Origin of the sequence: Saccharothrix tamanrassetensis, assembly GCF_014203665.1 — a bacterium.
Taxonomy (GTDB): Bacteria; Actinomycetota; Actinomycetes; order Mycobacteriales; family Pseudonocardiaceae; genus Actinosynnema; species Actinosynnema tamanrassetense.
Map to the genome: position 1 here is coordinate 128,617 of NZ_JACHJN010000013.1, position 24,978 is coordinate 153,594.

The window sequence follows — 24,978 nt, forward strand, 5'->3', positions numbered from 1 at the left end:
CCAGGCTACTTCGCGATTAGTTCGAGCACGTCGTCGACCAGCCGTTCGGAGCCGGCGTCGAACCAGGTGACCCGCCGGTCGCGGCGGAACCAGGACCGCTGCCTGCGCACGAACCGCCGGGTGGCCTGCGCCGTCTCCGCCGCGGCGGTCTCCAGGTCGTACTCGCCGTCGAACGCCGCGAGCACCTGCTGGTACCCCAGCGCCCGCGACGCGGTGCGCCCTTCGCGCAGGCCACGGGCCTCCAGCGCGCGCACCTCGGCCACCAGGCCGGCCTCGAACATCCGGTCCACCCGCCGGTCGACCCGCTCGTCCAGTTCGGACACCTCGCGGTCCAGCCCCACCAGCACGGTGTCGTAGCGGGCCGGGCCGGGTTTGGGCAGGGTCGCCGAGAACGGCTGCCCGGTGAGCTCGATGACCTCCAGCGCCCGGACCACCCGCCGCCCGTTGGACGGCAGGATCGCCAGCCCGGCGGCCGGGTCGAGCTGCGCCAGCCGGGCGTGCAGCACCTCGGCCCCGAAGACCGCCAGCTCGCCTTCCAGCTGGGCCCGGACCTTGTCGTCGGAGGCGGGGAACATCAGGTCGTCCAGCACGGCCTGCACGTACAGGCCGGACCCGCCGACCAGGACCGGCACCCGCCCGGCGGCCCGCACCGACTCCACCGCGGCGCGGGCTTCGCGCTGGTAGACGGCCACCGAGGCGGTCTCGACCACGTCCAGCACGTCGAGCAGGTGGTGCGGCACGCCCTGCCGCTCCGACGGGCTCATCTTGGCGGTGCCGATGTCCATGCCCCGGTACAGCTGCATCGAGTCGGCGTTGACCACCTCGCCGCCCAGTTCCACGGCGAGCCGCACGGCGAGGTCGGACTTGCCGGTGGCGGTGGGGCCGACGACGGCGATCGGGACTGGGGCGTTCACGCGCTCAAGCCTCCCAGACGGCCACGTGGTACCCGACGCCGTACGGCGCGAGGAACTCCGACCGGCTGCACCGCCACGGGCCGGGCACGCCCGCCAGCACCTGCCACGCGGCCCGCCCCTGCGCGCCCAGCTCGTCCGCCAGCGCCGGGTCCAGGCCTTTCAGCGACTCCACGTCGGCGGTGGCCAGCGCTTTGCGCACGTCCTCGTCGAACGTCGCGGCGCGGTCGTCCGGCCGCCCCACGGCCTGCTCGCCGTGCCGGTGGGAGCCGTCGCCGAGCACGAGGAGCGCCCGTCCGGCCAACCGTGACCCGAATGAGATGCACTCCGCTGCTGGCAGGTCCGGTGGCACCAGGTGGACGCGCACGCTGCGTGCTCCGGCGTGCTCGCGCAGCCACCCGGCGACCAGGGCGGGCAGCGGCAGGTGGGGCTCCACAGAGGACGGCCGGTCGGAGAGCGAGACGGGCACGTCGACGCCGAAGCCCCGGAACGTGCCGGAAGCGTCCGCCAGGGTGCGGGGCCCGGAGGGGTCGACCGCGACGGCGGTCCAGTCCGGGTCGTGCGCGGCCAGATCCCGTGCTGCGGCAAGGCACGCGGCCCGCACTGGTGCGGTCTCGGCGACCGCCCCGCCGACCAGTTCGGGGACGAGCAGCGGGGGGTGCGGCACCACGGCGACACGCGAGATCATGGCAACCGACGTTACTCATCGGCCACCACCGGTACCGATGTGAGGCTTGACCTGTTTGAATGCGCGCGGGGTACTGGGGACTGACGAGGAGTCCGCGAAGCCTGCTTGCAGGGTCGAGCGGACGCCCCAGGTACTCGGGTGCTGGGCCCCGCCATCGGCGGGGCGCCCGTGGTCGGCACGGGCACCACGAAGTGGGCAGGCGAGGAGGAAGCCGGCGATGACGGAGCACGAGACGACACCGGAAGCCACTGGCGACAGTGGCACGGGGGCGGTGGTCGAGCAGACGCGGACGGAAAGCACGCCTCCGCCGGTCCCCGTGGCGTCGGACCACCCTGACCGCTGGGGGCGCGTGGACGCGGACGGCACCGTCTACGTCAAGACGGCCGACGGCGAGCGGGTCGTCGGTTCCTGGCAGGCGGGCGAGCCCGCCGAGGGTCTGGCGCACTTCGCGCGCCGGTTCGACGACATCCGCACCGAGGTCGAGCTGCTGGTGACCCGGCTTTCGTCCGGCGCGGGTGACCCGAAGCATGCGCTGACCAGTGCGAAGCACGTGCAGGAGAGCCTGGCGGACGCGGCCGTGGTGGGCGACCTGGCGGCGCTGGCGGCGCGGGTCGAGCACGTGCTGGCCAAGGCCGAGGAGGGCCTGGAGGCGGCGAAGGCGGCCAAGGACGAGGCGCGGGCCCAGGCCAGTGCCCGCAAGCTCGAACTGGTGGAGGAGGCCGAGGTCCTGGCCAACGAGTCCACCCAGTGGAAGGCGGCGGGTGACCGGCTGCGGACCATCCTGGACGAGTGGAAGACCATCCGCGGCGTCGACCGGAAGACCGACGAGCAGCTGTGGCGGAGGTTCTCCAAGGCCCGGGACGCGTTCAACCGCAGGCGCGGCTCGCACTTCGCCGACCTGGACCGCCAGCGCGGGGTCGCCAAGACGCGCAAGCAGGAGCTGGTGGAGGAGGCCGAGAAGCTCATCGAGTCCGACGACTGGGGCCCGACCGCCGGCCGGTACAAGGAACTGATGGTCGAGTGGAAGGCCGCCGGCCGTGCTCCGAAGGAGGCCGACGACGCGCTCTGGCAGCGCTTCCGGGCCGCCCAGGACGCCTTCTTCGCCAAGCGCTCCGAGGCCTTCTCGGAACGCGACGCGGAGTTCGCGGCCAACGCCAAGCTCAAGGAAGAACTGCTGACCGAGGCCGAGCACATCGACCCGTCCCACGACCTGGAGGCCGCGCGGCAGCAGCTGTACAAGATCCAGGAGCGCTGGGACGCGATCGGCAAGGTGCCCCGCGAGCGGGTCCGTGAACTGGAGGGCAAGCTCCGGGCCATCGAGGAGCGGGTGCGCGGCGCGGTGGACGCCCAATGGCGCCGTTCCGACCCCGAGGCGGAGGCGCGCGTGGCCCAGTTCCGGGAACGCGTCGAGCAGTTCGAGGCCCAGGCGGCCAAGGCCCGCTCGGCAGGCGACAAGCGCCGTGCCGAACAGGCCGAAGCCCAGGCCAAGCAATGGCGCGAATGGCTGGCCGCCGCAGAACAGGCCGTAGCCTCCCGCTGACAGGCCGAGCAAAAGGCCGGGCTGCCTTTCACACGCGAAAGGCAGCCCGGCCTTTCGCCTTCCCGCGCACGGAAGCCCGCCCAACTTTCCCGCGCTGTGCGCACACCTCTGCCGTGCTGTGTGTCATCCCCGTATGGCCTGCGCGCAGCGAACCGCGCTTGTCCGGGGAGTGCAAGCACGCTTTTCGCTTGCACTCCCCGGACAAGGGTGGTTGTCTTTTGACCAGGCCGTACGGGGATGACACACAGCCTGCTCGTATCTTTTATGCTTTGGCTTTTGAGGGATCCTTGGTGGTCTGCCCGTCCGGCGAGGACGCTTTTAATCTTTGAACTCAGTGTCGTACGGATCCAAGTATCAAAGGCGACGCTCGCCGCTTGGCAGGCCTCCGGGGGAGGAAAAACGGAAGGGCGTCGTGTTCTCCCCGCATGGCCTGTCAAAGACGACCACGCTTGTCCTGGGGGTGCAAGCGGTGAAGCGTGCTTGCACCCCCAGGACAAGCGTGGTAGCCCTCCGGGCAGGCCATACGGGGAGAACACGAAGACACAGGTGTCGGCGACAGTGCCGCAGGCGAGCGCCTACTGGAGACCGGCACGGGAAGCGGCGATGCGGAGCCACTTCACCAGCAGTACGACGATCGCCACGACGGCCAGGATCAAGCCCAGGCCGGGGCCGGGGCCGGGCTGGTGGCCGGTGGTCGTCTGGGTCATCCAGATCGACAGCACCCCGCTCACCGAAGACGCGAACGAAGCCAAGGCGCACAACCAGGCCAACGCCCAGCGCCGCACGACCAACGTCACGGCGGGCAACAGCACGCCCGCGATCAGAGCCGCGTAGGAGAAGACCTTCGGCAGTGCGGGCGCCTCGCCCAGCAGCACCCGCAGCCCCGTGCTGTCCCCGACCCACGGTAGGACCAGGGACAACAGGATCGCGAGCACGGCCACCGCGATGGTGAGCGCCCCCGCGCCGGGGTCGAACCGCTTGGCGGCGGACCGCCCGACGCGGTCGATCTCGTCGCGCAGGCCGGCCAGGTCGTCACGCTCCTCGCTCATGCGACCGAGCACCCGCCGACCGGGGTCGGCAGCGGTTCCGGGGCGCCGAACTTCGGCAGGCCCAGGGTTACGCCGGCGGTCTTCGGCTTGATGCCCGCCTCGGACCGGTCACCGGCCTTCGTCCGGCGGTGGCTCAGCAGCGCCGCGTCGGCGATGAGGTTGTGCGGAGCCGCGTAGGTGATCACGGTCTCGACCACGTCACCGGGCCTGATGGCGGCATCGCCGGGCGCGAAGTGCACGAGGCGGCCGTCGCGCGCGCGTCCGGAGAGGCGGTGCGTCTCGGCGTCCTTGCGGCCCTCGCCGTGCGCGACCAGTACCTCGACCGCACGGCCCACCTGGAGCTTGTTCTGCTCCCACGACATCTCGTTCTGCAGCGCCACCAGCCGGTCGTAGCGTTCCTGCACGACTTCCTTCGGCAGTTGGTCCGGCAGCTCGGCGGCCGGGGTGCCGGGCCGCTTGGAGTACTGGAAGGTGAACGCGCCGGCGAACCTCGACTCGCGCACGACGTCCAAAGTGGCCTGGAAGTCCTCTTCGGTCTCGCCGGGGAACCCGACGATGATGTCCGTGGTGATGGCCGCGTCCGGCATGGCCAGCCGCACCTTGTCCAGGATGGACAGGTACTTGGCGGAACGGTACGACCGCCGCATCTCCTTCAGCACCCGGTCGGACCCGGACTGCAACGGCATGTGCAGCTGGTGGCACACGTTCGGCGTCTCGGCCATGGCGGCGATCACGTCGTCGGTGAAGTCCTTCGGGTGCGGCGAGGTGAACCGGACCCGCTCCAGGCCCTCGATCCCGCCCGCCGCGCGCAGCAGCTTGCCGAACGCGTACCGGTCACCGAACTCCACGCCGTACGAGTTGACGTTCTGCCCGAGCAGCGTCACCTCCAGCACGCCCTCGTCGACCAGCGCCCGCACCTCGGCGAGCACCTCGCCGGGCCGCCGGTCCTTCTCCTTGCCGCGCAGCGACGGGACGATGCAGAACGTGCACGTGTTGTTGCACCCGACGGACACCGACACCCACCCGGAGTAGGCGGAGTCGCGGCGGGCGGGCAGCGTGGACGGGAAGGTCTCCAGCGAGTCCAGGATCTCGACCTGGGCCTCGCGGTTGTGCCGGGCGCGTTCCAGCAGCACCGGCAGCGACCCGATGTTGTGCGTGCCGAAGACCACGTCGACCCACGGGGCCCGCTTGACGATCTCGCCCTGGTCCTTCTGCGCCAGGCAGCCGCCGACCGCGATCTGCATGTCCGGGTTGGCGGTCTTGGCGGGCGCGAGGTGGCCGAGCGTGCCGTAGAGCTTGTTGTCCGCGTTCTCCCGGACCGCGCAGGTGTTGAACACCACCACGTCGGGCGGCGTGCCGCCGTCGGCGGGCGCGTAGCCCGCGTCTTCGAGCATCCCCGCCAGGCGCTCGGAGTCGTGCACGTTCATCTGGCAGCCGAACGTGCGGATCTGGTAGGTCCTCGGAACCTGCAACGCGCTCACGTAGTTACCATATCCCCTGGTCAGTAGTCCTCTCGACCACGGTCACCACGAGGCCGCCACCCCTGTTCACAGGTCGGTTCCCGCGTGGTCCGAGCCGACTCGCCCACTCGACGCCGCGTGCGTCCTGCGGCCGGCACTCCGACCATGGTAGGCACAGCCTCGGCGGTCCGACACACAGCACGTGGACCCGGCCGATCCCGCGCACTCCGACGACCACGAGCCACCACGCCCGATCCTCCCGCCCGATCCCTGTCACCGGGTCCGGTGCGGTGCGCGGACGTGCGACGATGCCGGGATGCCGGGAACGCTGCTGCGAGTGCGCGCCGCCGGGGTCGTGCTGGCCCTGGCCGCCCTGTCCGTGACGGCCTGCGGCGACGACTTCGACCACGTCCGGCTCACCATGGCGGCGGGCAGCGACACCGGCGTCTACCACAAGCTCAGCACCGCCCTGGCCGACAGTTGGACGCGCGACCCCGGCATCCCCCGGCCGCAGGTGGTGCAGACGGCGGGTTCGGTGGACAACCTGGAACGGCTGCGGACCGGCCGGGCCCAGGTGGGGTTCAGCGCCGCCGACGCCGCCGAGGAGGCCCAGAGCAGCACGGGCGGCCACCGGCTGCTCGCGCTGGCCCGGATGCACGACGACTACCTCCAGGTGGCGGTGCGCGCCGACCTCCCGGCGACCAAGCTCACCGACCTGAAGGGCCTGCGGGTCTCCGTCGGCGCACGCGACTCCGGCGTGCAGCTGATCGCCGAACGGCTGCTCCGCTCGGCGGACATCTCGCCCACCGAGGACCTTCAGGCCCGGTACCTGGACCTCAACGCCACCACGGACGCGATGAGGGACGGCGTGCTGGACGCGTTCTTCTGGTCGGGCGGCGTTCCGACGACCGGCGTCACCACGCTCGCCACCACCGTCAAGATCCGGATGCTGGACCTGCGGGACGTGCTGCCCAACCTGCGCCGCCTCTACCCGGTGTACGGGTCGGCGACGCTGCCCGCCTCGGCCTACGAGCTGCCCGGCGGCCCGGTCACCACCCCGATCACCACCCTGGTGGTGCGCAACTTCCTGCTGGTCACCGACGCGATGCCGGAGGACGTGGCGGAAGCGCTGCTCAGGGGCCTGTTCCGGGCCCAGCCGGAGCTGGTCGCGGCCAGTCCGGTGGCCAGGTCCATCGAGATCAGATCGGCGATCGAGACGACGCCGATCCCGCTGCACCCCGGCGCGCAGAACTACTACCGGGACGTGAAGGTCTAGCCGCGGGAACGGCCGGCAGCGCTAGACCGCCGGGAACGTCACCGTCACCCGCAGCCCGCCGTCCTCGGGCAGCGACAGCCGGACGGTCCCGTCGACGCGTTCCACGATCTGCCGCACCAGCGCCAGCCCCAGCCCGGACCCCTGGATGTTCTGGTGCGCCGGCGAGCGCCAGAACCGGTCGGTGGCCCGTTCCAGCTCGTCCGGCGCCAGTCCCGGCCCCTCGTCCCGCACGGACAGGTGCACCAGCGACGAGTGCCGCCGCACGTCCACCCGGATCAGGGTGTCGTCGGGCGCGAACTTCAGCGCGTTGTCCAGCAGGGCGTCCAGCACCGCCTCCACGCCGCGCGGCGGGGCCAGCGCCATGCCGCCGGGTTCGCCGTCCAGCACCAGGTCCACGGAGCGGGACGCGGCGGCGGGCTGCCACGCGGACAGCCGCCCCGCGACCGCGCGGTCCAGGTCGACCGCCACCGGGTCGACCGACGGCGAGCCCGCGCGGGCCATGGACAGCAGTTCCTCCAAAATGCGGTTGAGCCGGTCGGCTTCCTCCAGCGCCGCCTCCTGGTGCACCACCGCGTCCCCGGAGACGTGACCTTCCAGGTTGGACAGTCGCAGCTTCAGCGCGGTCAACGGGTTGCGCAGCTGGTGCGACGCGTCCGCGACGAACGCGCGCTGCGCGGCCAGCACGTCGCCGACGTTGGCGGCCATCTGGTCGAACGACCGGGACAGCTGCCGCAGCTCGGGCGGACCCGACGACGACCCCACCGGCTGCACCGGCCGTCCCGACACCACGGCGGCCAGCAGCGCGCCGGTCGCGTCGTCCAGCCGCCGCACCGGCCGCAGCGTCCACCGCACCAGCGGCAACGCGGCCATCACCGCGAGCGCCAGCACCAGCAGGCTCGCCGCGAGCAGCACGATCCACCACACCAGCACTTCGAGCCGGGTCTTCGTGGTGGGGGAGAACGTGACGACCGCGCCGCGCACCTCCCCGTCCACCAGCACCGGCTCGGCCAGCACCAGCTCGGCCGCGTCCCAGGGCATGAGCAGACCCGGCGCGACCGGCTGCCGCCCCGCCAACGCGCCCCGGACCAGGTCCGACGCCGGCTCCGAGGTCACGTCCACGCCCGGCCCGGACGCGGCGACCACCAGCCCGGACCGGTCCAGCAGCGCCACCTTGATCCCGTACAGGTCCTGGTAGCGGGCCAGTTCGCGTTCCATCAGCGCGGGCTGGTCGTCGATCAGCGGTCGCTGCGCCACCGACGCGAACCGGGCGGTGTCGGTGAGCCGGTCCAGGAACATCTCCTGCTGCTCGGTGCCGGCGACCCCGCGCCCGAGCGGCACGCCCATGCCGACCAGCACCAGCACCACCAGGGTCAGCACGATGCCCAGCAGCCGTGAACGCACTCAGCCCCCGTTCGCGCTCAGCCGGTAACCGACGCCGCGCACGGTCTGCAGCAGCGCGGGCCGGCCCAGCTTGGTGCGCAGCGTCGCCACGTGCACGTCCAGGGTCCGGTTCGCGCCCGCCCACGTGCGGCCCCACACCTCGGCCAGGATCCGCTCCCGCGTGCACACCGCGCCGCCCGCCGCCATGACCAGCGCCAACACCTGGAACTCCTTGCGGGACAGCGCCACCGCCTCACCCGCCACGGTGACCTCGTGCCGGGCCAGGTCCACCCGCACGTCGGCCGCCTCGAACACCTCCGTGCCGGTGCCGCCGACACCCACCGGGTCGCCGCGCCGCCGCCGCACCGCGTGCACCCGTGCCACCAGCTCGCCCACGTCGTACGGCTTGACCAGGTAGTCGTCCGCGCCGGCGTGCAGACCGAGGATCCGGTCGTCGATCTCCCCGCGCGCCGAGACGACGATGATCGCCACGTCGCTCGCCGCCCTGATGTGCCGGCACAGCGTCACGCCGTCGATGTCCGGCAGGCCGAGGTCCAGCAGCACCACGTCGACCCCGGCCAGCCGATCGAGCGTCCCCCGACCGGTGGCCTGTCGGTCTACCGTGAAACCCCGCCGGGTCAGCGCCGGGACCAGCGCTTCCGCGACGCGGTCGTCGTCTTCGACCAACAGCACGCGCACCGGCGTCCTCCCGAGTTATTGTCGCCTGCCTGTGACAGAGTTGAGACCCTAAGTCTTGCTCAACCGCCTGGACTGGTGGGTGACGCACACCTAGGTTTCCCGCCATCGCTGAAGGAACCCCCTGGAGGACCGGATGACCGCCCCCACACCTGCTCCGCCGATGATCCGGATGGCGGGCGTGGACAAGTTCTTCGGGCCTCTCCACGTGCTCAAAGAGATCACGCTGGAGGTGCCGAAGGGCCAGGTCGTCGTGGTGCTGGGGCCGTCGGGTTCCGGCAAGTCGACGCTCTGCCGCACCATCAACCGCCTGGAGCCGGTCGACAAGGGCACCATCGAGGTGGACGGTCAGCCGCTGCCCGCCGAGGGCAAGGAGCTGGCCAGGCTGCGCGCGGACGTGGGCATGGTCTTCCAGTCGTTCAACCTGTTCGCCCACAAGAGCATCGTGGACAACGTGATGCTCGCGCCGGTCAAGGTCCGCAGGACGCCGGCGGCCCAGGCCCGCAAGACGGCCATGGAGCTGCTGGAGCGGGTCGGCATCGCGAACCAGGCGGAGAAGTACCCCGCCCAGCTCTCGGGCGGGCAGCAGCAGCGGGCGGCGATCGCCCGCGCCCTGGCGATGCGTCCCAAGGTGATGCTGTTCGACGAGCCGACCTCCGCGCTGGACCCGGAGATGGTCCAGGAGGTGCTGGACGTGATGACCACGCTGGCCAAGGAGGGCATGACCATGCTCGTGGTCACCCACGAGATGGGCTTCGCCCGCAAGGCCGCCGACCGCGTGCTCTTCATGGCCGACGGCGAGATCGTCGAGGACTCGACGCCGGAGGCGTTCTTCTCCGCGCCGAAGTCCAACCGCGCGAAGGACTTCCTTGGCAAGATCCTGACCCACTGAAGTTCCTCCGACCGCGGCGCTGAGCCTGGCGCCGCCAGACACCGAAGAAGAGCAGGAGAAAGACGATGAGGGTTCGCACCCTTGCGGTGGTGCTGCTGGCAGGTGGCCTCGCCCTGACCGCGTGCGGCAAGGAAGGGAGCCCCGGCGCGTCGTCCCCGGCCCCTTCGCAGAAGGTCGCCACCGACGTCAAGGTCGAGGGCTCCAAGACGTTCGAGAAGATGAAGGAGCGCGGCAAGGTCGTCATCGGCGTCAAGGAGGACCAGCCCGGCCTCGGCCTCAAGGACGCGACGACCAACAAGTACAGCGGCTTCGACATCGAGATCGCGAAGCTCATCGCCGCGCAGCTCGGCTTCGCCGAGGACAAGATCGACTACAAGGCGATCGCGTCCGCCGGCCGCGAGCAGGCGCTGATCAACGGCGACGTGGACTACTACGTCGGCACCTACACGATCAACGCGGGCCGCAAGGAGAAGGTGGCCTTCGCGGGCCCGTACTTCACCGCCGGCCAGGACCTGCTGGTGCGCAAGGACGACAACTCGATCACCGGCCCGGAGACCCTCAAGGGCAAGAAGGTCTGCTCGGTCACCGGCTCTACGCCGATCAAGAACGTCAAGGAGAAGGGCTACACCGAGCCGGAGAACATCTCCGAGTACCAGAACTACTCGCAGTGCGTGGCCAAGCTCGCCGAGGGCGCGATCGACGCGGTGACCACCGACGACGCGATCCTCAAGGGCTACGCGGCGGAGGAGCGCGACAAGTTCCGGGTGGTCGGCAAGCCGTTCTCGGTGGAGCCCTACGGCGTCGGCCTGCCCAAGGACGACAAGCCGCTGCGGGACAAGGTGAACGACGTCCTGGAGACCGCGATCTCCGGCAACGAGTGGCAGGCGATCTACGACGCCACGCTGGGCAAGTCCGGCTCCCCGGCGCAGAAGCCGGTGATCGAGCGCTACTGATCCGGTCGCGCTCCGGCTCCGCGGTGGGCCGGTCGCACACCGGGTCGGTGTCCCACCGGGCGTGATCCACCGTGGGCGGTCCCACCGTGGGCGCCACTGATCAGCTCTGATGGTGGCCGGTGACCACGTCGTCCGCGGCGTGGTCACCGGCCACCCCCATGACGTCCCTCGGCGAGGAAGTCCCATGAGCGTCCTTTCCACCTACTCCGACCTGTTCCTCCGGGCATTCGGCACCACGATCCAGCTGTTCCTGTACTCCGCGGTCGGGTCGCTGGTGCTGGGCACGCTCCTGGCGATGCTGCGGGTCAGCCCGGTCCCGGTGTTCCGCGTGACCGGCACGGCCTACGTGACCCTGGTCCGCAACACCCCGCTGACCCTGGTGTTCTTCTTCTTCGCGTTCGCCTACCCGCTGCTCAAGATCGTGCGGCTGGACCCGTTCCAGGGCGCGGTGGTCGCGCTGACCCTCTACACCTCGGCGTTCATCTGCGAGGTGGTCCGCTCGGGCATCAACACGGTGCCGGTGGGGCAGGCGGAGGCGTCCCGCGCGCTGGGGCTGACGTTCGGTCAGATGCTGTTCAGCGTGGTGCTGCCGCAGGCCATGCGCTCGGTGGTGCCGCCGCTGGTCAGCACGCTGATCGCGCTGCTGAAGAACACCACCATCGCGGCCGGCTTCTCGGTGTCCGACGCCGGCTCGATCAGCTACGTGCTGTCCGACGAGGGCGCGAACATGCTGGTCGGCCTGTCCTGGGTGGCGTTCTGCTTCGTCCTCCTGGTGATCCCGTTGACCCTGGTGCAACGCGCCCTAGAGAAGCGCTGGAGCGTGGCCCGATGAGCTCCGTCCTGTTCGACGTCCCCGGCCCGCGGGCGCGGATGCGGCACCGGCTGTTCGCCGCGGTCGGCCTGCTCGGTGTGCTCGGCGTGCTGGGCTTCATCGGCTACCGCTTCTACGACAGCGGCCAGTTCGAGCCGCGCATGTGGGAGTGGCTCCAGTACGAGACGGTCCAGTTGGAGCTGGTCAAGCGGCTGGGCAACACGCTGAAGGCGTTCGCGCTGGCCGCGCTGCTTGCGGTGCTGCTCGGCGCGATCCTGGCCGCGGGCCGGCTGTCCGAGCACGCGGTCTGGCGGGTGCCCGCCACCTTCCTGGTGGAGGTCTTCCGCGCCGTCCCGCTGCTGATCCTGATCTTCCTGTTCTACTACGGCCTGTCGACGGTGCAGATCAAGCTCACCCCGTTCGTCGCCGTGGTGGCCGCGCTGACGCTCTACAACGGCTCGGTGCTGGCGGAGGTGTTCCGCGCCGGCGTGCTGTCCCTGCCACGCGGTCAGACCGAGGCCGCGTACGCGCTGGGGATGCGCAAGACGCAGGTGATGGTCCAGGTGCTGCTGCCGCAGGCGTTGCGGGCGATGCTGCCGACCATCATCAGCCAGCTCGTGGTGCTGCTGAAGGACACCGCGCTGGGCTTCATCATCGAGTACGAGGAGCTGCTGAACTACGCGAAGTACCTCGGCAGCCAGGGGCAGTTCGGCCGGCCGCTGGTGCCGATGACGATCGTGATCGCCGCGATCTACATCGTGTTGTGCCTGCTGCTCACCTGGGTGGCGACGTGGCTGGAGAAGCGCAACCGCCGCAACAAGAAGGTCATCGAGCCGAGGAACAAGGACGACATCGAGAAGGTCGCCCTGACCAACGCGTCCGGCATCTAGCGGTTCTGCCGCCGAAAAGGGGGAGCGCTCCGGCGCTCCCCCCTTTCCGTTCCCGACCTAGTGGCGCAGCAGCGCGCCGACGCCCTCCCACAGCTTGGTGTCGTCGGTGACCAGCACCTGGGCGCCGGTCGCGGTCGCCGCACCGGCCAGCGCCTCGTCGGCGGGCAGTTCGGCCACGTCGTCCAGGCCGAGCGCACGCAGGTCGGCTTCCCGGGTCGCCACCTGCGCCGGGTCGTCGGCGGTCCACACGGTGCGGCGGGCCAGTGCGCGGTCGGCGACCAGCAGCGTGGCCACGTTCGCCTCGCGCAGCGCCTCCACCACCCGTTCCAGGCCCTGCACGGCCCGGCCCTGGTCGCGCCCGGACTCGGCGGTGAACTCCTCCACCACGTCGTTGTCCAGGTCTGCCTGGTACTGGGCCACCAGGGACCGCACCTTCGCGTCGAACGACTCGTCGTCGGCGCCGTCGGCCAGGCTGCCGCTGTCCACCTCGATCAGGACGTCCCGGCAGCGGGTGCCCAGCTCCTCGCGGACCGCGGATCGGGCCTGCACCTCGCCGCCGAGCACCAGCAGCCGCGCGTTGATGGTCGACACCAGCCGGTCGACGGCCTCGGCGACGAGCTTCGCGTTGTGGTGGGCGGTCTCCTCGACCTTGTGCTGCATCCTCAGGTGCGACCAGCCGCCGCCGCGCACCTTGTGCAATGGGTGCGGGTCGCCCCGGACCTCGGTGTCCACTTCCGTGTGCCCGTCGTAACCGTGCAGGTCGGCCCCCGCCCGGTCGACGACGACCACCGCGTACGGCAGCTCCGGACCCAGCAGACCGGCCAGCGGGAGCAGGTTCGGCAGCCGTGACCAGCGGGCCGTGTCGGCGGCGGGCGGGCGCGGCAGCACCCGGTCGAGCAGCAGCGTGCCGTGCGCGGCGATGAGCGCCCGACCGCCCTTGCCGACGACCGGCTCCAGCGCGGCCCGGTCCATCGCCGCCAGCGTGTCGCCGTCCGCGCCCTGCCGCTCGAGTTCCTCCCGCAGCCCTCTCCAGCGCAGCTCCAGCGCCTTGGCCGCGTCCTCCGTGTCGTGCGAGGCGTCCAGGTAGACCGACGCGAACGGTCCGCGTTCCCGGACGAGCCTCCCCAAGGCAGACATGTCCATGCCTCACGGCTACCCCCGACGGCACCGCGTAACCTCGGAGCCATGGCCGAGGAACCCGGTGCGCTGGTGAAGGCGCAGCAAGGCGCGGTGGACCACCTGCTGCGCGTCGGCATCGAGGGCTTCGGCCCGTTCAAGAGCGCCCAGGACGTGGCCGGCGACCTGCTCGCCCAGGGCCTGACCCGCGACGAGGCGATCCGCAACCTCATCCGCACGCACGTCACGGCGGCCGGCATCCAGGGCTTCGCGATGAACATCGGCGGCCTGATCACCCTGCCGGTGACCCTGCCCGCCAACGTGGCCGCCGCGTACCTCGTGCAGACCCACCTGATCGCGTCCATCGCGGCGGTTCAGGGGCACGACCTGGACAGCGACGAGGTGCGCACGGCGATCCTGGTGTGCCTGCTGGGCAACGCGGGCACCGAGGTGCTGAAGAAGGTCGGCATCCGGGCGGGCTCGAAGCTCACCATGAGCCTGATCGAACGCATCCCCGCCCAGCTCATCCGCGAGGTGAACAAGCGCGTCGGGTTCACCCTGCTGGCGAAGTACGGGACGTCGAAGGCGGGCATCACCCTGGCCAAGGGCGTGCCCCTGGTGGGTGGTGTGATCGGCGGTGGTTTCGACGCCGTGACCACCCGGGCCATGGGGAGCTTCGCCCGCCGCTTCTTCGCGTCGTCGCCGGGGACGCCCCGGATCGTCGACGGCCGGGTCGTGGAGCCCGAGGTGCTGGAGGGCGAGGTCGTGAGCGACGTCGTGGAGGACCGGGCGACCGGGAGCGAGTAGCCCAAGCCTTCGAAGGAGCCGCTGACCTTCAGTCAGGCCGTTGGTCAGGTGTGCTCGGGCTCGACATCACGACCTGGGGTGATTGGCCCAACCGATTGGCCTGATCTTGGCTCTTATCGTGGGCCAATCCGGTTCCTACCGTTCTCCGCATGGGAACGACGAAGCGCCTCGCGGTTGCTCAGGTGGCGAACTCGGTGGGGGACGGCGCGTTCTACGTCTCCTCCGCGCTGTACTTCACCCGCGTCGTAGGTCTGTCCGCGACGCAGGTCGGGTTGGCCCTGACGCTGGCCTGGGCGGTCGGGGCGGTGGTCGGGGTGCCGCTCGGGCACTTGGCCGACCGCTTCGGGCCCAGACGCCTGGCGGTCGGTCTGGCGGTGGTCACGGCGGGTGCGTTGGCGGCGTTCCTCGTGGTGCGGTCGTTCCCCGCGTTCCTGCTGGCCGCGGGCGTCTACACGTGCGGGCAGAGCGGGTTGCAGGCGGCGCGGCACGCGTTGCTGGCGGGGTTGGTGGGGCCGGAGCGGCGGACGAAGGTCCGGGCGTTCCTCCAGTCGGTGGTCAACGCGGGGCTCGCGGTCGGAGCCGGGCTCGGTGGGCTGGCGCTGCACCTGGCCACCGAGGCCGCGTACCTGGTGGTGTTCGCGGTCGACGCGGTCGGGTTCCTGGTCGCGGCGGCGGTGCTGCGCGGATTGCCCGAGGTGGTGACGGCCGTCAGCGGGCCGAGGCGGCTGGGTGTGCTGCGGGACCGGCCGTATGCGGTGGTGGCGTTGTTGAACGCGGTTCTGCTGCTCTACATGCCGATGCTGAGCCTCGTCGTTCCACTGTGGATCGTCGAACGAACCGACGCGCCGAGCTGGATCGTCGGCCTGCTGTTCGTGCTGAACACCGGAGCCGTGGTGCTCGGGCAGGTGCGGATGGCCCGTGGCGTGACGGACTTGGGTACGGCGGTCCGGTCCGTGCGGCGCGGTGGGGTGCTCCTGCTGGCCAGCTGCGGCGTGTTCGCGTTGTCAGCCGGAGCGGATACGTGGCCGGCCGTGGTGGTCCTGGTGGTGGCGGCAGCCGTGCAGGTGGTGGGCGAGATGGCGCACGGGGCGGGGTCGTGGGAGATCGGGTTCGGTCTCGCGCCGGCCGACCGGCAGGGCCAGTACCAGGGCTTCTACGGCACCGGGACGGCCGTGGCGCGGACCGTGGGGCCGTTGCTGCTGACCACGCTGGTGCTCGGCGGGGGAGTGGTGGGCTGGCTGGTGCTGGGTGCGCTGTTCCTGACCGCCGCGCTGGCGATGGGCCCGGCGGTCCGCCGGGCCCGGCGGTCGGTTCCGGCAGTGGTCTGAATGTCCACATCGGACAGTTTCGGAGGTGTGTCGTTGATCGCCCGAGAAAAACCTTGGCAGCACGGGCCGCGACACGCTAACGTCATGGCCATGTTCTTCCAGATCTACCTCTGAGGATTCTTCCTCCTTCGCGCCGCACCCGGCCGGTGAGCCGGTGCCGAGCGCTCATCTCCTGGTGGCCCTAGCGGCTCTTCGGCGACCCTTTCCTTTTTCGTGAGGGGTCGTACGCCTTTGCACGCCTCGATATTTTTTCCAGGAGGCGGTCGTATGCCCACCATGCGCACTGAACAATCCGACGGTCAGCCGAACAACCGGCGCGCCCGGCGTTCGGGCGGCGTGTCCCAGCCGCGTTTCGGCGGTGGACGAGTCGTCGTCAACCCGCGCCAGTACGCCATGCGGCGTCGCTGACCAGCGACTTCGCCTCACCCCAGGAGGGACCGATGACCGATCAGAAGAACATTCCGGGTGACGCCGAGCTGCTCGAATCCGGGCAGTCCGAATCCGGGCAGTCCGAATCCGGGCAGCCCGAAACCGGGCAGTCCGCACCCGAGCAGCTCGAACCGGAGGAGAACGTCCTGCCGAACCGCCGTGAACGTCGCGGCCACGGTGGGAAGAACTCCGGCGTGAGCAAGAACCCCGGCCGGCCGCACCAGGCGGATTTCGTCGGGCGCAGGGTGTTCCGCCGCACCGGCGGCTGAATCCGCCGTGAACCCGGCGCCGTGACATCACGCGGCGCCGGTGTGCGCGGACCATTCCTGCCGCTCGCGGCCGGCCTTCCTCACCGCCGGCGCCACGAGTCGTTTCGTGGCGTCGGCGGTGCTTCGGCGTTCCCCGGTAGATCGACCACCACGCTCGTAGCGTCCACTGTGGACGGTAGTGTGCTGCGCTCCGTCCCGAGCGGCACCCCATGACGCTCTCGTCGGCATGTCCGGCGACGTGACGTCACTGCTGCGCACCCTCGGGTTCTCGACCGGACCGGCGATGGGTGCGGCCGTTGGTGGCTTCCGCACGCACGTTGTGCTGCTCACCGTGATCACGGCGGTCGGTGGCGACGCCTCAGCCGCAGAAATGTGGTCTCTTCGGGCGCATGGCCTGCCGCTGGGGGCGCGTGCGAACTAGCCTGCGGGGGGAGCACCGGATCTGGCTGGGATCAGGGAGGCGCCACATGAGGATCGCTGACGTGTTGCGGAACAAGGGCGCGGCCGTGGCCACGGTCGACGCAAGAGCCTCGGTGGCGGAACTGGTCGCCGCGTTGGCCGAGCACAACGTGGGTGCGATGGTCGTCGTCGGGTCGGACGGCATCGCCGGGATCGTGTCGGAACGGGACGTGGTCCGCCACCTGCACGACCGCGGCGCGGACCTGCTGGGAGCGGCGGTCGCGGACATCATGACCGCCGAGGTGCTCACCTGTTCGCCGAAGGACTCGGTGGACAGCCTCACGGTTCTGATGACCGAACGCCGGATCCGCCACGTGCCCGTCGTGTCGGGTGGCGAGCTGGTCGGCATCGTCAGCATCGGCGACGTGGTGAAGAGCCGGATCAGCCAGTTGGAAGAAGGCCAGGACCAGCTCACGGCGTACATCGTCCAGGGTTAGGCGCGTACCTGCGGGCGCTTGCCGGGTCGTGCACCGGTCCGGCAAGCGCCCGCAGGACTAGGCGGACTGCCCGCTTCGGGCCGCTTCCAACTGGGCCAACGCCTGCGGGAACAGGTTCAGGCACTGCTGCACGGTCTCGCGGGACAGCACGAGTTCGAACGGCGGCTTCGCGTCGAACTTGAACTCCACCGACTCCTCCAGTTCGTTGGCCTCAAACTCGATCTTGGTCCCGGTCTCGACCACTACCCACGCGCCCACCTGCGCGGTCGGTCCTGCAAAGCTCATGGCGTCTCCGATCTAGGCTGATGTGCGGAACAACCGTAAGTCGTACGTACGATGACGGTAGTCGCGACATTCCGAACTGGCGTGTGCCTGATCGGGTGAATCGTGAGGGAGTTGGATTTGGGCGAGGTAGTGCAGACCATGCCGAGGAGGCTGCTCGGCGCGGAGTTGAGGCGCCTTCGCCTCGCGGCCGGCAAGTCGCAGGCGGAAGTGGCCGAGCTGATCGACAGGGCACGGACGCGGATCATCGACCTGGAAGACGGTCGCGCCAACCTCACCGAGGATCGACTGAACCTGGTCCTCGACTTCCTCGGGGCGTCACCGGAGGACCGGGAGAAGCTGCTCGCGTTGGGAGTCGAAGCCCGCAAGCGTCACCCGAAGCGCACGTATGTCGACCTTCTTCCCGGCAACTTCCAGCGGAACGCCGACGTCGAGTCGCTCGCCACCCGGATCTCCAGTTACGACCGAGGTGTCGTCCCCGGGCTGCTCCAGACCCCGGAATACGCCGAGGCGCAGATGGCCACGGCGGACGGCGTCCTGTGGGAGTCGTCCTACCAGGAGCGGGTCAACCGGGTGGCCTTCAGGCTGGAGCGGCAGAAGCTGTTGTCCGGCAAGGAACTGGTCTTCGTCGTCACCGACGACGCTCTGGCCACCCAGGTCGGTGGCCCGCGTGTGATGCGCCGTCAGGTCGAGCACCTCCTGGCCGCCATGGAGAAGCCCAACGTCTCCTTCCGGCTGCTCGACTCGACCCACCCTGACAACCCCTGCCCCTACGGCCCCATGGTCCTGCTGGACTTCGACGACAAGACGCCTCGGGCGGGCTTGCTTCCGGTCATCTGGGGGCCTTCCGTTTACACCGTCGATCCTGAGGACACGGCGGTATTGGCCAGATGCTTCCAGCGGCTTCAAGAACTCGCCTTCGGTCCGGAAGAATCCAGGGCGCGACTTGAAGCCGTGCTGGAAGGGATCTAGCCATGCAGGACACCGGTTGGTTCAAGAGTAGCTACAGCGGAGCGGGTAACGACCAGTGTGTCGAGGTCCGGTTGATCGCCGGCCGGGGTGCCGGCATCCGCGATTCCAAGCAGCCGCAAGGGGATTCGCTCCAGGTGAACCCTCGCGCGTGGGCGGCGTTCCTCGGCCTCGTGCACCGGCCGCCGACCCGCTAGTCGCGCGCCCGGTGGTAGTGCCTGCTGACCCTGGCCCGGTTGCCGCAGGACGGCTTGCACCACTGCTGCCGGGGGTGCGCCTTGACGAAGTACCTGATGCACCTGGGGGAGGGGCAGGCGCGCAACTCCGCGCGCTCCCCGCTCGCCAGGAACTCGATCGCGTCCGTCGCCAACTCCGCCAGCAGCCGTTCGCCGTCCGTCGCGGAGTCGACGTAGCGCATGCGCAACGGCTCCTCCCACTCCAACCGGGCGGCCCTGGGGACTCGCGCCGCCGTCTCGTTGACCAGGCGCAACGCTTCGTCCAGCGGCATCAGGTACGGCGTGTCGATCCGTTCGTCGGCATCCACCGCGTGTGCGAACAGTGATCGGACGGCCCACCGCAGTTCCACGACCTTGAGCCGCAGGTCCTCGCTCGTTGCGTCCACGCCCGCCCACGACGCCAGTCCGTGCACGGTGGCGAGGTCGTCGGTCAGCCCGCCGTGTCCGTCGTGACGGACCGTGCCCGCGAACTCCAACGCCCGGCTCATCCCGGCATCCTAATGGACTTCACGGCGGGCAACCCCGCTATGTTTCCTAACGGTCTTGGTAATTCGAACCATTAGGGGGAGTCGTGACGATCGAGAACGCCCCGATCGAAGCCGTGTTCGACGCACACCGCCGGCTCGGCACGGTCATCGCGGGGCTGACCGACGACCAGGTCGGCGAGCCGTCCGTGCTGCCCGGCTGGACGCGCGGCCACGTGCTCGCGCACATCGCGAACGTCACCACGGCCATGGCCCGTCAAGCCGAGAACGAGGGCACGAAGGTCGAGCCGTACCCCGGCGGGCGGCCGGCGCGGGACGCCGCCATCGAGGCGGACTCGGGCCGTTCGGCCGACGAACACCGCGCGGCGATCGACACCGCCGTCACCCGCCTGGCCAAGGCGTGGGACGGGGTGCGCGACTGGAACGCCCCGGTCACCTACCGGGACGGCACGCTCCGCGACACGGCGTACGCGGTGTGGCGGGAGGTGGAGATCCACACGTTCGACCTGGACCTGGCGCCGGTCCGGTGGTCGCCCGAGTTCTGCGACCACGTCGTGGAATTCCTGGCGCAGCGGGTGCCGGACGGGGTGCGGCTGACCCTGGTGGCAACCGACGACAGTCGCGAGTGGACCCTCGGTTCAGGGGAAGCGGTCGAAGTCCGGGGAGAGCTGAACGACATCGCCCGGTGGCTCGCCGGTCGTGAGCCGAAGGGAACGTTGACCGGCGAGCCGCCCGTGCTCAACCCGTGGCTGTAGGCAGCTCCAGGCCGAAGTCGTCGCGCAGCGTGGTGGCCAGCTCGTCGGGGGTCAGGCTGCGCTTCTGCGGTCCGCCACCGGGCGTGGCCACGGTCAGCTCGCGGTCGGTGATCGCATAACGGGCGCGTTCGTCGGTGCGCTGCACCAGCAGCCTGCCGACGAACGCGCTCGCCGGGTTCGTCGACAGGTAGTAGTTGAGGATCGCGTAGTCGGCGGGGGTGCGCGGGTCCTCCGTGAAGTCGTACAACGACACCCACTCGCCGCCCTGGAACGACTTCAGCGTCCACACGTCGTCTTCCTGGTCGAGCCGGAACGTCCAATCCCCTTGCTGCTCGAACGCTCCCTGCGTGAACGGCAACGGCGTCAACAACCCGCCACCCCCGAAACCCACGTCCACCAACCACTTCCGGTCGACCCGCAGCAACGCGTGCGTGCGCGGGATGTCACCCTCGCGCCCCAGCAGCACGCGTGCGGCCAACCCCGTGACCTGATGGCCGAGCCGCTCCAACACGGCGGCGAACAGCAGGTTCTGCTCGTAGCAGTAGCCGCCGCGCTTCCGCCGCACCAGCTTGTCCTGGAGTGACGGCACGTCCAACGCGATCGGCACCCCCGCGCCGATGTCCGCGTTCTCGAACGAGATCGCCTTCAGGTGCGCGCGGTGCAGCCCGCGCAGCGTGGTGGCCGCGTCGGCCTGCGGGTCGAGCCGGAAGCCGACCCGGTCGAGGTACGCGTCGAGATCGAGGAGTTCACCGTTCCACACCGGCCCAGCATGTCAGCTCACCGCGCTGCCCGGACGGCGGCTCGGCACGTTCCTGCGCTTGGTGGCGGATGGCACATGCGGAGGCCTGCTGCGGTTGCCTGCTGCGGTGGCTTACTGCGGTTGGCGGGCGTGGCGCACCGGGGAACGGGTGATGGCCACGGCCTGCCCGACCAACCCCACGACGGCGATCCGGACAGCGGTCCGGTTCCCGAACAGGTCGGCGAGCACCGGTCGTCGACAGCCGGAGGGGCACAACGGTCTGATCCGAATTGGTGAACAATCTTATCGAAGTGCCGCAGGACGAAGTCAGGCGTCGATGCCAGGCTGGGCGACCGGCTGCGCCCGAAATGGGGCATCTACCGCTCCCTGGGCGATACCTCCGGCTCCCTCCACAACTGCTACCTGCTGCTGTGCAACCTGAAGGCATATAGGTTCGAGTGATGCTGCACGAGATCACCGAGGCCACGCGCGGCTTGCTCGACCTCCTCGACGAACGGCAGCGCGCGGTCGCGGTGCGTGCCGTCTCCGACGACGACCTGCGCAGGCGCTGGGCCTACACGCCCGGCCCACGGCCCGGTGTGGTGCTCGGCGAACTGCGCCGCGACCAGCGCAAGGCCGTGCACCGCCTGCTGTCCTGCGTGCTCAGCCCGCACGCGTATGCGCAGGCCACGGCCGTGATGGCGCTGGAGGACGTGCTGGACGACCGGGAAGGCGGCCACCGCGACCGGCACCAGGGCGACTACTGGACGGTCTTGTTCGGCCTGCCCGGCTCGGACGAGCCGTGGGGGTGGCGGGTGGAGGGCCACCACCTGTCGGTGAGCGTGGTGGTGGCCGACGGACGGGTGTCGGCCACCCCGTTCTTCCTCGGCGCGAATCCGGCCCGGGTCACCTACCGGGGCCGCACGGTCACGCAGCCGCTGCGGCTGGAGGAGGAGTTGCCGCGCGAACTGCTGGACCGCATGGGACGCACCGCGCGCGGCCTCGCCGTGGTGGCCGATAGTCCGCCACCGGACCTGCGCACCGGCAACGCGCCTCGGATCGGCGACATCGAACCGCAGGGCGTCACACCCGCGCAGCTCGACCGCCCGTCACGGGGGCTGCTGCTCGGGCTGGTCCGCTACTACCTGGACCGGCTGCACGGCGACCTGGCCGACGAGGAGTTCCAGGAAATCGACTTGGACCGGCTGCACTTCGCCTGGGAGGGTTCGACCAGCCGCGGCGCGGGCCACTACTACCGCATCCAGGGACCGGAGTTGCTGATCGAGTACGACAACACCGCGAACGACGCCAACCACGCGCATTCCGTGTGGCGCAGGCGGTCCGGCGACTTCGGCGACGACCTGCTCGCCGCGCACCGGGCGGCGGTGAGGCACGAGTGACACCCGAGGAGGCGGTCGCCGAGCAGGAACGGCTGCGGCCAAGGGTGCGGACATCGACCGATCCGGGGTTGACCGTGCAGTACGTGGCCGGGCTGGACGTCTCGTACGCCGACGACGATCGGCTGGCCGGGGCGATCGTCGTGCTGGACGCGTCGACGATGGAGACCGTGGACTCGGCCGTGGTGCTCGGAAACGCCGAATTCCCCTACGTGCCGGGGTTGTTCGCGTTCCGCGAGCTGCCGCCGCTGCTGCGCGCCCTGTCCAAGCTCACCGTGACGCCGGATCTGCTGGTGTGCGACGGGCAGGGGTTGGCGCACCCGAGGCGGTTCGGGTTGGCGTGCCACATCGGGGTGGTGACCGACCTGCCGAGCGTCGGCGTGGCGAAGACGCCGATGGGTCGCTTCGAACAGCCTTCCGACGAACGGGGTGCGGCCACCGACCTGGTGGAGGACGGCGAGGTCGTCGGTCGCGCGCTACGGACCCGTGCCGGGGTGAAGCCGGTGTTCGTGTCCGTCGGACACCGCATCGACCTGGACCGGGCGTGCGCGGAAGTCCTGCGGCTCTGCGTTACGCGGTTGCCGGAGACGACTCGCCGTGCGGACTCGCTCGGCCGTGCTCAGCTCAGGTAGGCCAGCTCCGGGTGACGCCTGGTGTAGTTGTCGAGCAGGCTTTTCGCGACCGACACCGAGTCGACCAGGGGATGCAGCGCGAACGCTTTCAGCGCCGCTTGCCGGGTGCCCTCCATGACCAGTCGGTCCACCGCCTTGACCGACGTGACCAGTCCGGCGGCGTGGTCGGGCAACCGGCTCACCGGCAACGGCGTCGCGCCGCCAGCGTCGACCGTGCACGGCACCTCCACGATCGCCTGTTCATCCACATTGGACAAGGTCGCACCGTTGCGGACGTTGAGGATCAGCGTCGCGCGCTCGTCACCGGCAATGGCGTGCATGAGGTTGAGCGCGACGTGCTCGTACCCGCCGCCCTCCAACGAGTCGCGGTCCTGCTGCATGTACGTGGCCTCGCGTTCCAGCCTGGTGGTCTCCCAGTCCACCTCACCGTCGTAGAAGCGCTTCTGCTGACGCAACAGGAAAGCACCCCGGTCGTCACCCAGCGCGTCTCGGGTGTCGTAGTAGTAGTGCAGGTATTCGTTCGGGATAACGCCCAACGCCTGCAACCACTCCACGCCGAACAGCCTGCCCTCTTCGAACGAGTGCAAGGCCTCCGCGTCGGCCAGCAGCCGGGGCAGCAGGTCCTCCCCACCGACGTGGACTCCCTGCAACCAGCCGAGATGGTTCAACCCGGCGTAGTCAAAGGTCGCGTCATCGACCTGCAACGCACGTGCCACCCGGCGGCACAGCCCGACCGGCGAATCGCAGATGCCGATCACCCGTGATCCGAGTTGCTCCGCCATGACCTCGGTGATCAGTCCGGCGGGGTTGGTGAAGTTGATGACCCACGCCTCCGGGGCCAGCCGGGCGACCCGCCGGGCGATGTCCCGCGCGACCGGGGCGGTGCGTAGTCCGTAGGCGATCCCGCCCGCGCCAACGGTTTCCTGCCCCAGCACGCCGTGCGCGTGCGCCACCTCCTCGTCGATCGCCCGCCCGGCGAGCCCGCCGACCCGGATCGCCGAGAACACGAAATCCGCGCCCGGCAACGCTTCGTCCAGGTCCGTGGTGACGCTGACGTGGGGCCCGCCGTGCAGCACGGCCCGGATGCTCGCGAGTCGCGACGCGTCCACGTCGTGCAGGACGAGTTCGTCCACGCGCCCGTCGGCCACCAACGCCTTGTGCACCAGCGGCACGCGGAACCCGCCCCCGCCCAGGATGACCAGCCTCATGCGTCCCATCCTGCCTCGGCGAGCAACCCGATGAACGCGGACGTGAGCGGATCGGGATCTTTGTGGCAGTACGCGACCAGTTCGCGCCGCACCGGGGGCTCCGGCCGCAGCACCACCCCGTCGAACCGCTCCGGCACCACGTTGCGCGGCACCAGCGCGGGCCCCAGTCCCGCGGCGGCCAGCACCGGAACGGTCGCGGTCTGCTCGGTCCGCACCGCCGCCCACGGCTGGAAACCGCGGTCCCGGCACGCCGCGTCGACCACGTCCGCCAGCCCGTTGCCCGGCGCGTAGTGCACCCACCCCTGATCGGCGAACGCCCGCAGGTCCACCGGGCTCTCGTGCTCCGAGTCGGGCGGCAGGACCAGCACGAAGTCCTCCATGCCGAGCACCCGCGTGAAACCGGCCCACCCCACCGGGTCCGGCCCGATCGCCACGTCGGCCTGCCCTTCGGCCATCGCTTCCCGCAGCTCGTCGGCGTGCCGGTGTTCGAACAGCCTGATCCGCACGTCCGGGTGCAGCGCGCGCCACTTCCGCAGCACGGGTGGCAGTGCGCCGAGCGTGAGCGAGTACACCGTCGCCACGTGCAGCTCGCCGCACTCCAGGCCACCTGCCCGTCGGGCGGCCGTCATCGCGCGTTCGGCGTCGGCCAGCGCCGCCCGTGCGAACGGCAGCCAGGCCCGACCGGCCGGGGTGAGCCGGACGGTGCGGGGCAGCCGGTCCAGCAACTGCGTGCCGGTGGTGCGTTCCAACGCCCGGATCTGGTGTGACAGCGCGGGTTGCGTCACGTGCAACAGTTCGGCGGCACGGGTGAAGGAGCCTTCGTCCACGACCGTGACGAGGTACTCGAACTGCCGCAGTGTCATGAAGCCAGTTTATGGCTTTGA

29 protein-coding genes are annotated in these 24,978 nt (G+C 70.3%); 17 read left to right on the top strand and 12 right to left on the bottom strand.

What is annotated here, in order from left to right; genetic code table 11:
* Positions 1–5: 5 nt before the first annotated feature.
* Together miaA and FHS29_RS32295 are read right to left on the bottom strand one after the other, a co-directional pair.
* A complete protein-coding gene (gene miaA / locus FHS29_RS32290; protein WP_184697504.1) occupies positions 6–914 on the bottom strand; it encodes a tRNA (adenosine(37)-N6)-dimethylallyltransferase MiaA in 909 nt (302 codons plus the stop codon).
* A 4-nt stretch (positions 915–918) separates the two neighbouring features.
* A complete protein-coding gene (locus FHS29_RS32295) occupies positions 919–1,599 on the bottom strand; it encodes a class III extradiol dioxygenase subunit B-like domain-containing protein (RefSeq protein ID WP_184697506.1) in 681 nt (226 codons plus the stop codon).
* Between the two features lie 217 nt (positions 1,600–1,816).
* On the opposite strand from FHS29_RS32295, the gene FHS29_RS32300 reads away from it, so the two are divergent.
* The gene (locus FHS29_RS32300; RefSeq protein WP_184697509.1) at positions 1,817–3,139 is read left to right on the top strand and encodes a DUF349 domain-containing protein; all 1,323 of its coding nucleotides are present in this window, start codon (positions 1,817–1,819) and stop codon (positions 3,137–3,139) included.
* Positions 3,140–3,714: 575 nt separating this feature from the next.
* On the opposite strand, the gene FHS29_RS32305 is transcribed toward FHS29_RS32300, so the two are convergent.
* The gene (locus FHS29_RS32305; RefSeq protein WP_184697512.1) at positions 3,715–4,188 is read right to left on the bottom strand and encodes an Rv2732c family membrane protein; all 474 of its coding nucleotides are present in this window, start codon (positions 4,186–4,188) and stop codon (positions 3,715–3,717) included.
* The gene (gene miaB, locus FHS29_RS32310) at positions 4,185–5,669 is read right to left on the bottom strand and encodes a tRNA (N6-isopentenyl adenosine(37)-C2)-methylthiotransferase MiaB (protein WP_184697515.1); all 1,485 of its coding nucleotides are present in this window, start codon (positions 5,667–5,669) and stop codon (positions 4,185–4,187) included. The genes FHS29_RS32305 and miaB overlap by 4 nt, the downstream gene beginning before the upstream one ends.
* Positions 5,670–5,964: 295 nt before the next feature.
* Between miaB and FHS29_RS32315 the strand changes: the two genes are divergently transcribed.
* Positions 5,965–6,924: a TAXI family TRAP transporter solute-binding subunit gene (locus tag FHS29_RS32315; protein ID WP_221456957.1), complete on the top strand. Its 960-nt coding sequence runs from the start codon at positions 5,965–5,967 to the stop codon at positions 6,922–6,924.
* A 21-nt stretch (positions 6,925–6,945) separates the two neighbouring features.
* On the opposite strand, the gene FHS29_RS32320 is transcribed toward FHS29_RS32315, so the two are convergent.
* Together FHS29_RS32320 and FHS29_RS32325 are read right to left on the bottom strand one after the other, a co-directional pair.
* Positions 6,946–8,325, bottom strand: a complete 1,380-nt coding sequence (locus tag FHS29_RS32320; protein WP_184697518.1) for a sensor histidine kinase — start codon at positions 8,323–8,325, stop codon at positions 6,946–6,948.
* Positions 8,326–9,003, bottom strand: coding sequence for a response regulator transcription factor (locus FHS29_RS32325; RefSeq protein ID WP_184697520.1), 678 nt, complete (start codon positions 9,001–9,003; stop codon positions 8,326–8,328).
* A gap of 160 nt (positions 9,004–9,163) precedes the next feature.
* Between FHS29_RS32325 and FHS29_RS32330 the strand changes: the two genes are divergently transcribed.
* The 4 genes from FHS29_RS32330 (at position 9,164) to FHS29_RS32345 (ending at position 12,546) form a co-directional block, all read left to right on the top strand.
* Positions 9,164–9,892 (top strand): amino acid ABC transporter ATP-binding protein, encoded by a 729-nt coding sequence (locus tag FHS29_RS32330; protein WP_184697829.1) that lies wholly within the window; start codon positions 9,164–9,166, stop codon positions 9,890–9,892.
* Between the two features lie 65 nt (positions 9,893–9,957).
* Positions 9,958–10,845, top strand: coding sequence for a glutamate ABC transporter substrate-binding protein (locus FHS29_RS32335; RefSeq protein ID WP_184697523.1), 888 nt, complete (start codon positions 9,958–9,960; stop codon positions 10,843–10,845).
* 184 nt (positions 10,846–11,029) lie between these two features.
* A complete protein-coding gene (locus tag FHS29_RS32340; protein WP_184697526.1) occupies positions 11,030–11,677 on the top strand; it encodes an amino acid ABC transporter permease in 648 nt (215 codons plus the stop codon).
* Positions 11,674–12,546: an amino acid ABC transporter permease gene (locus tag FHS29_RS32345; RefSeq protein WP_184697529.1), complete on the top strand. Its 873-nt coding sequence runs from the start codon at positions 11,674–11,676 to the stop codon at positions 12,544–12,546. Before FHS29_RS32340 ends, FHS29_RS32345 begins: the two co-directional genes overlap by 4 nt.
* A 57-nt stretch (positions 12,547–12,603) precedes the next feature.
* Here FHS29_RS32345 and FHS29_RS32350 read toward each other — a convergent pair whose 3' ends face one another.
* Entirely contained in the window at positions 12,604–13,689 is a 1,086-nt protein-coding gene (locus FHS29_RS32350) for an Rv2629 family ribosome hibernation factor (RefSeq protein ID WP_221456958.1), read from the bottom strand.
* A 42-nt stretch (positions 13,690–13,731) separates the two neighbouring features.
* Here FHS29_RS32350 and FHS29_RS32355 point away from each other — a divergent pair, with 42 nt between their 5' ends.
* The 6 genes from FHS29_RS32355 to FHS29_RS32375 all read left to right on the top strand — a co-directional run bounded on the left by FHS29_RS32355 (position 13,732) and on the right by FHS29_RS32375 (position 17,391).
* Positions 13,732–14,469, top strand: a complete 738-nt coding sequence (locus FHS29_RS32355; RefSeq protein WP_184697535.1) for an EcsC family protein — start codon at positions 13,732–13,734, stop codon at positions 14,467–14,469.
* A gap of 149 nt (positions 14,470–14,618) precedes the next feature.
* Entirely contained in the window at positions 14,619–15,797 is a 1,179-nt protein-coding gene (locus tag FHS29_RS32360) for an MFS transporter (RefSeq protein ID WP_184697538.1), read from the top strand.
* Positions 15,798–16,073: 276 nt separating this feature from the next.
* Positions 16,074–16,205 carry a hypothetical protein gene (locus FHS29_RS37910; RefSeq protein ID WP_281391790.1) on the top strand — a complete coding sequence of 44 codons (132 nt, stop codon included), beginning with the start codon at positions 16,074–16,076 and terminating at the stop codon, positions 16,203–16,205.
* Between the two features lie 32 nt (positions 16,206–16,237).
* Complete coding sequence (locus FHS29_RS32365) at positions 16,238–16,495, top strand: hypothetical protein (RefSeq protein ID WP_184697541.1); 258 nt, start codon at positions 16,238–16,240, stop codon at positions 16,493–16,495.
* A 226-nt stretch (positions 16,496–16,721) separates the two neighbouring features.
* Complete coding sequence (locus FHS29_RS32370; protein ID WP_184697544.1) at positions 16,722–16,916, top strand: hypothetical protein; 195 nt, start codon at positions 16,722–16,724, stop codon at positions 16,914–16,916.
* Between the two features lie 46 nt (positions 16,917–16,962).
* Positions 16,963–17,391 (top strand): CBS domain-containing protein, encoded by a 429-nt coding sequence (locus FHS29_RS32375; protein ID WP_184697547.1) that lies wholly within the window; start codon positions 16,963–16,965, stop codon positions 17,389–17,391.
* Positions 17,392–17,448: 57 nt separating this feature from the next.
* Here the strand turns inward: FHS29_RS32375 and FHS29_RS32380 are convergent, their stop codons facing one another.
* The gene (locus tag FHS29_RS32380) at positions 17,449–17,676 is read right to left on the bottom strand and encodes a hypothetical protein (protein WP_184697551.1); all 228 of its coding nucleotides are present in this window, start codon (positions 17,674–17,676) and stop codon (positions 17,449–17,451) included.
* Positions 17,677–17,778: 102 nt separating this feature from the next.
* Here FHS29_RS32380 and FHS29_RS32385 point away from each other — a divergent pair, with 102 nt between their 5' ends.
* Complete coding sequence (locus FHS29_RS32385) at positions 17,779–18,645, top strand: helix-turn-helix domain-containing protein (protein WP_184697555.1); 867 nt, start codon at positions 17,779–17,781, stop codon at positions 18,643–18,645.
* Positions 18,646–18,647: 2 nt separating this feature from the next.
* Positions 18,648–18,839, top strand: coding sequence for a DUF397 domain-containing protein (locus FHS29_RS32390; RefSeq protein ID WP_184697558.1), 192 nt, complete (start codon positions 18,648–18,650; stop codon positions 18,837–18,839).
* Here the strand turns inward: FHS29_RS32390 and FHS29_RS32395 are convergent.
* Positions 18,836–19,366, bottom strand: coding sequence for a CGNR zinc finger domain-containing protein (locus FHS29_RS32395; RefSeq protein WP_184697561.1), 531 nt, complete (start codon positions 19,364–19,366; stop codon positions 18,836–18,838). The two genes, FHS29_RS32390 and FHS29_RS32395, sit on opposite strands and share 4 nt — an antisense overlap.
* A gap of 83 nt (positions 19,367–19,449) precedes the next feature.
* Here FHS29_RS32395 and FHS29_RS32400 point away from each other — a divergent pair, with 83 nt between their 5' ends.
* Positions 19,450–20,118 (top strand): maleylpyruvate isomerase family mycothiol-dependent enzyme, encoded by a 669-nt coding sequence (locus FHS29_RS32400; RefSeq protein WP_184697564.1) that lies wholly within the window; start codon positions 19,450–19,452, stop codon positions 20,116–20,118.
* Here the strand turns inward: FHS29_RS32400 and FHS29_RS32405 are convergent.
* The gene (locus FHS29_RS32405) at positions 20,102–20,878 is read right to left on the bottom strand and encodes an arylamine N-acetyltransferase family protein (RefSeq protein ID WP_184697567.1); all 777 of its coding nucleotides are present in this window, start codon (positions 20,876–20,878) and stop codon (positions 20,102–20,104) included. The genes FHS29_RS32400 and FHS29_RS32405 overlap by 17 nt on opposite strands.
* Before the next feature lie 440 nt (positions 20,879–21,318).
* Between FHS29_RS32405 and FHS29_RS32410 the strand changes: the two genes are divergently transcribed.
* Both FHS29_RS32410 and FHS29_RS32415 read left to right on the top strand, forming a co-directional pair.
* Entirely contained in the window at positions 21,319–22,257 is a 939-nt protein-coding gene (locus tag FHS29_RS32410) for a DUF3500 domain-containing protein (protein ID WP_184697570.1), read from the top strand.
* A complete protein-coding gene (locus FHS29_RS32415) occupies positions 22,254–22,886 on the top strand; it encodes an endonuclease V (protein WP_184697573.1) in 633 nt (210 codons plus the stop codon). Before FHS29_RS32410 ends, FHS29_RS32415 begins: the two co-directional genes overlap by 4 nt.
* On the opposite strand, the gene FHS29_RS32420 is transcribed toward FHS29_RS32415, so the two are convergent.
* Positions 22,874–24,094: a 6-phospho-beta-glucosidase gene (locus FHS29_RS32420; protein WP_184697576.1), complete on the bottom strand. Its 1,221-nt coding sequence runs from the start codon at positions 24,092–24,094 to the stop codon at positions 22,874–22,876. The genes FHS29_RS32415 and FHS29_RS32420 overlap by 13 nt on opposite strands.
* Positions 24,091–24,957, bottom strand: a complete 867-nt coding sequence (locus tag FHS29_RS32425) for a LysR family transcriptional regulator (RefSeq protein WP_184697579.1) — start codon at positions 24,955–24,957, stop codon at positions 24,091–24,093. Before FHS29_RS32425 ends, FHS29_RS32420 begins: the two co-directional genes overlap by 4 nt.
* Positions 24,958–24,978: the final 21 nt, after the last annotated feature.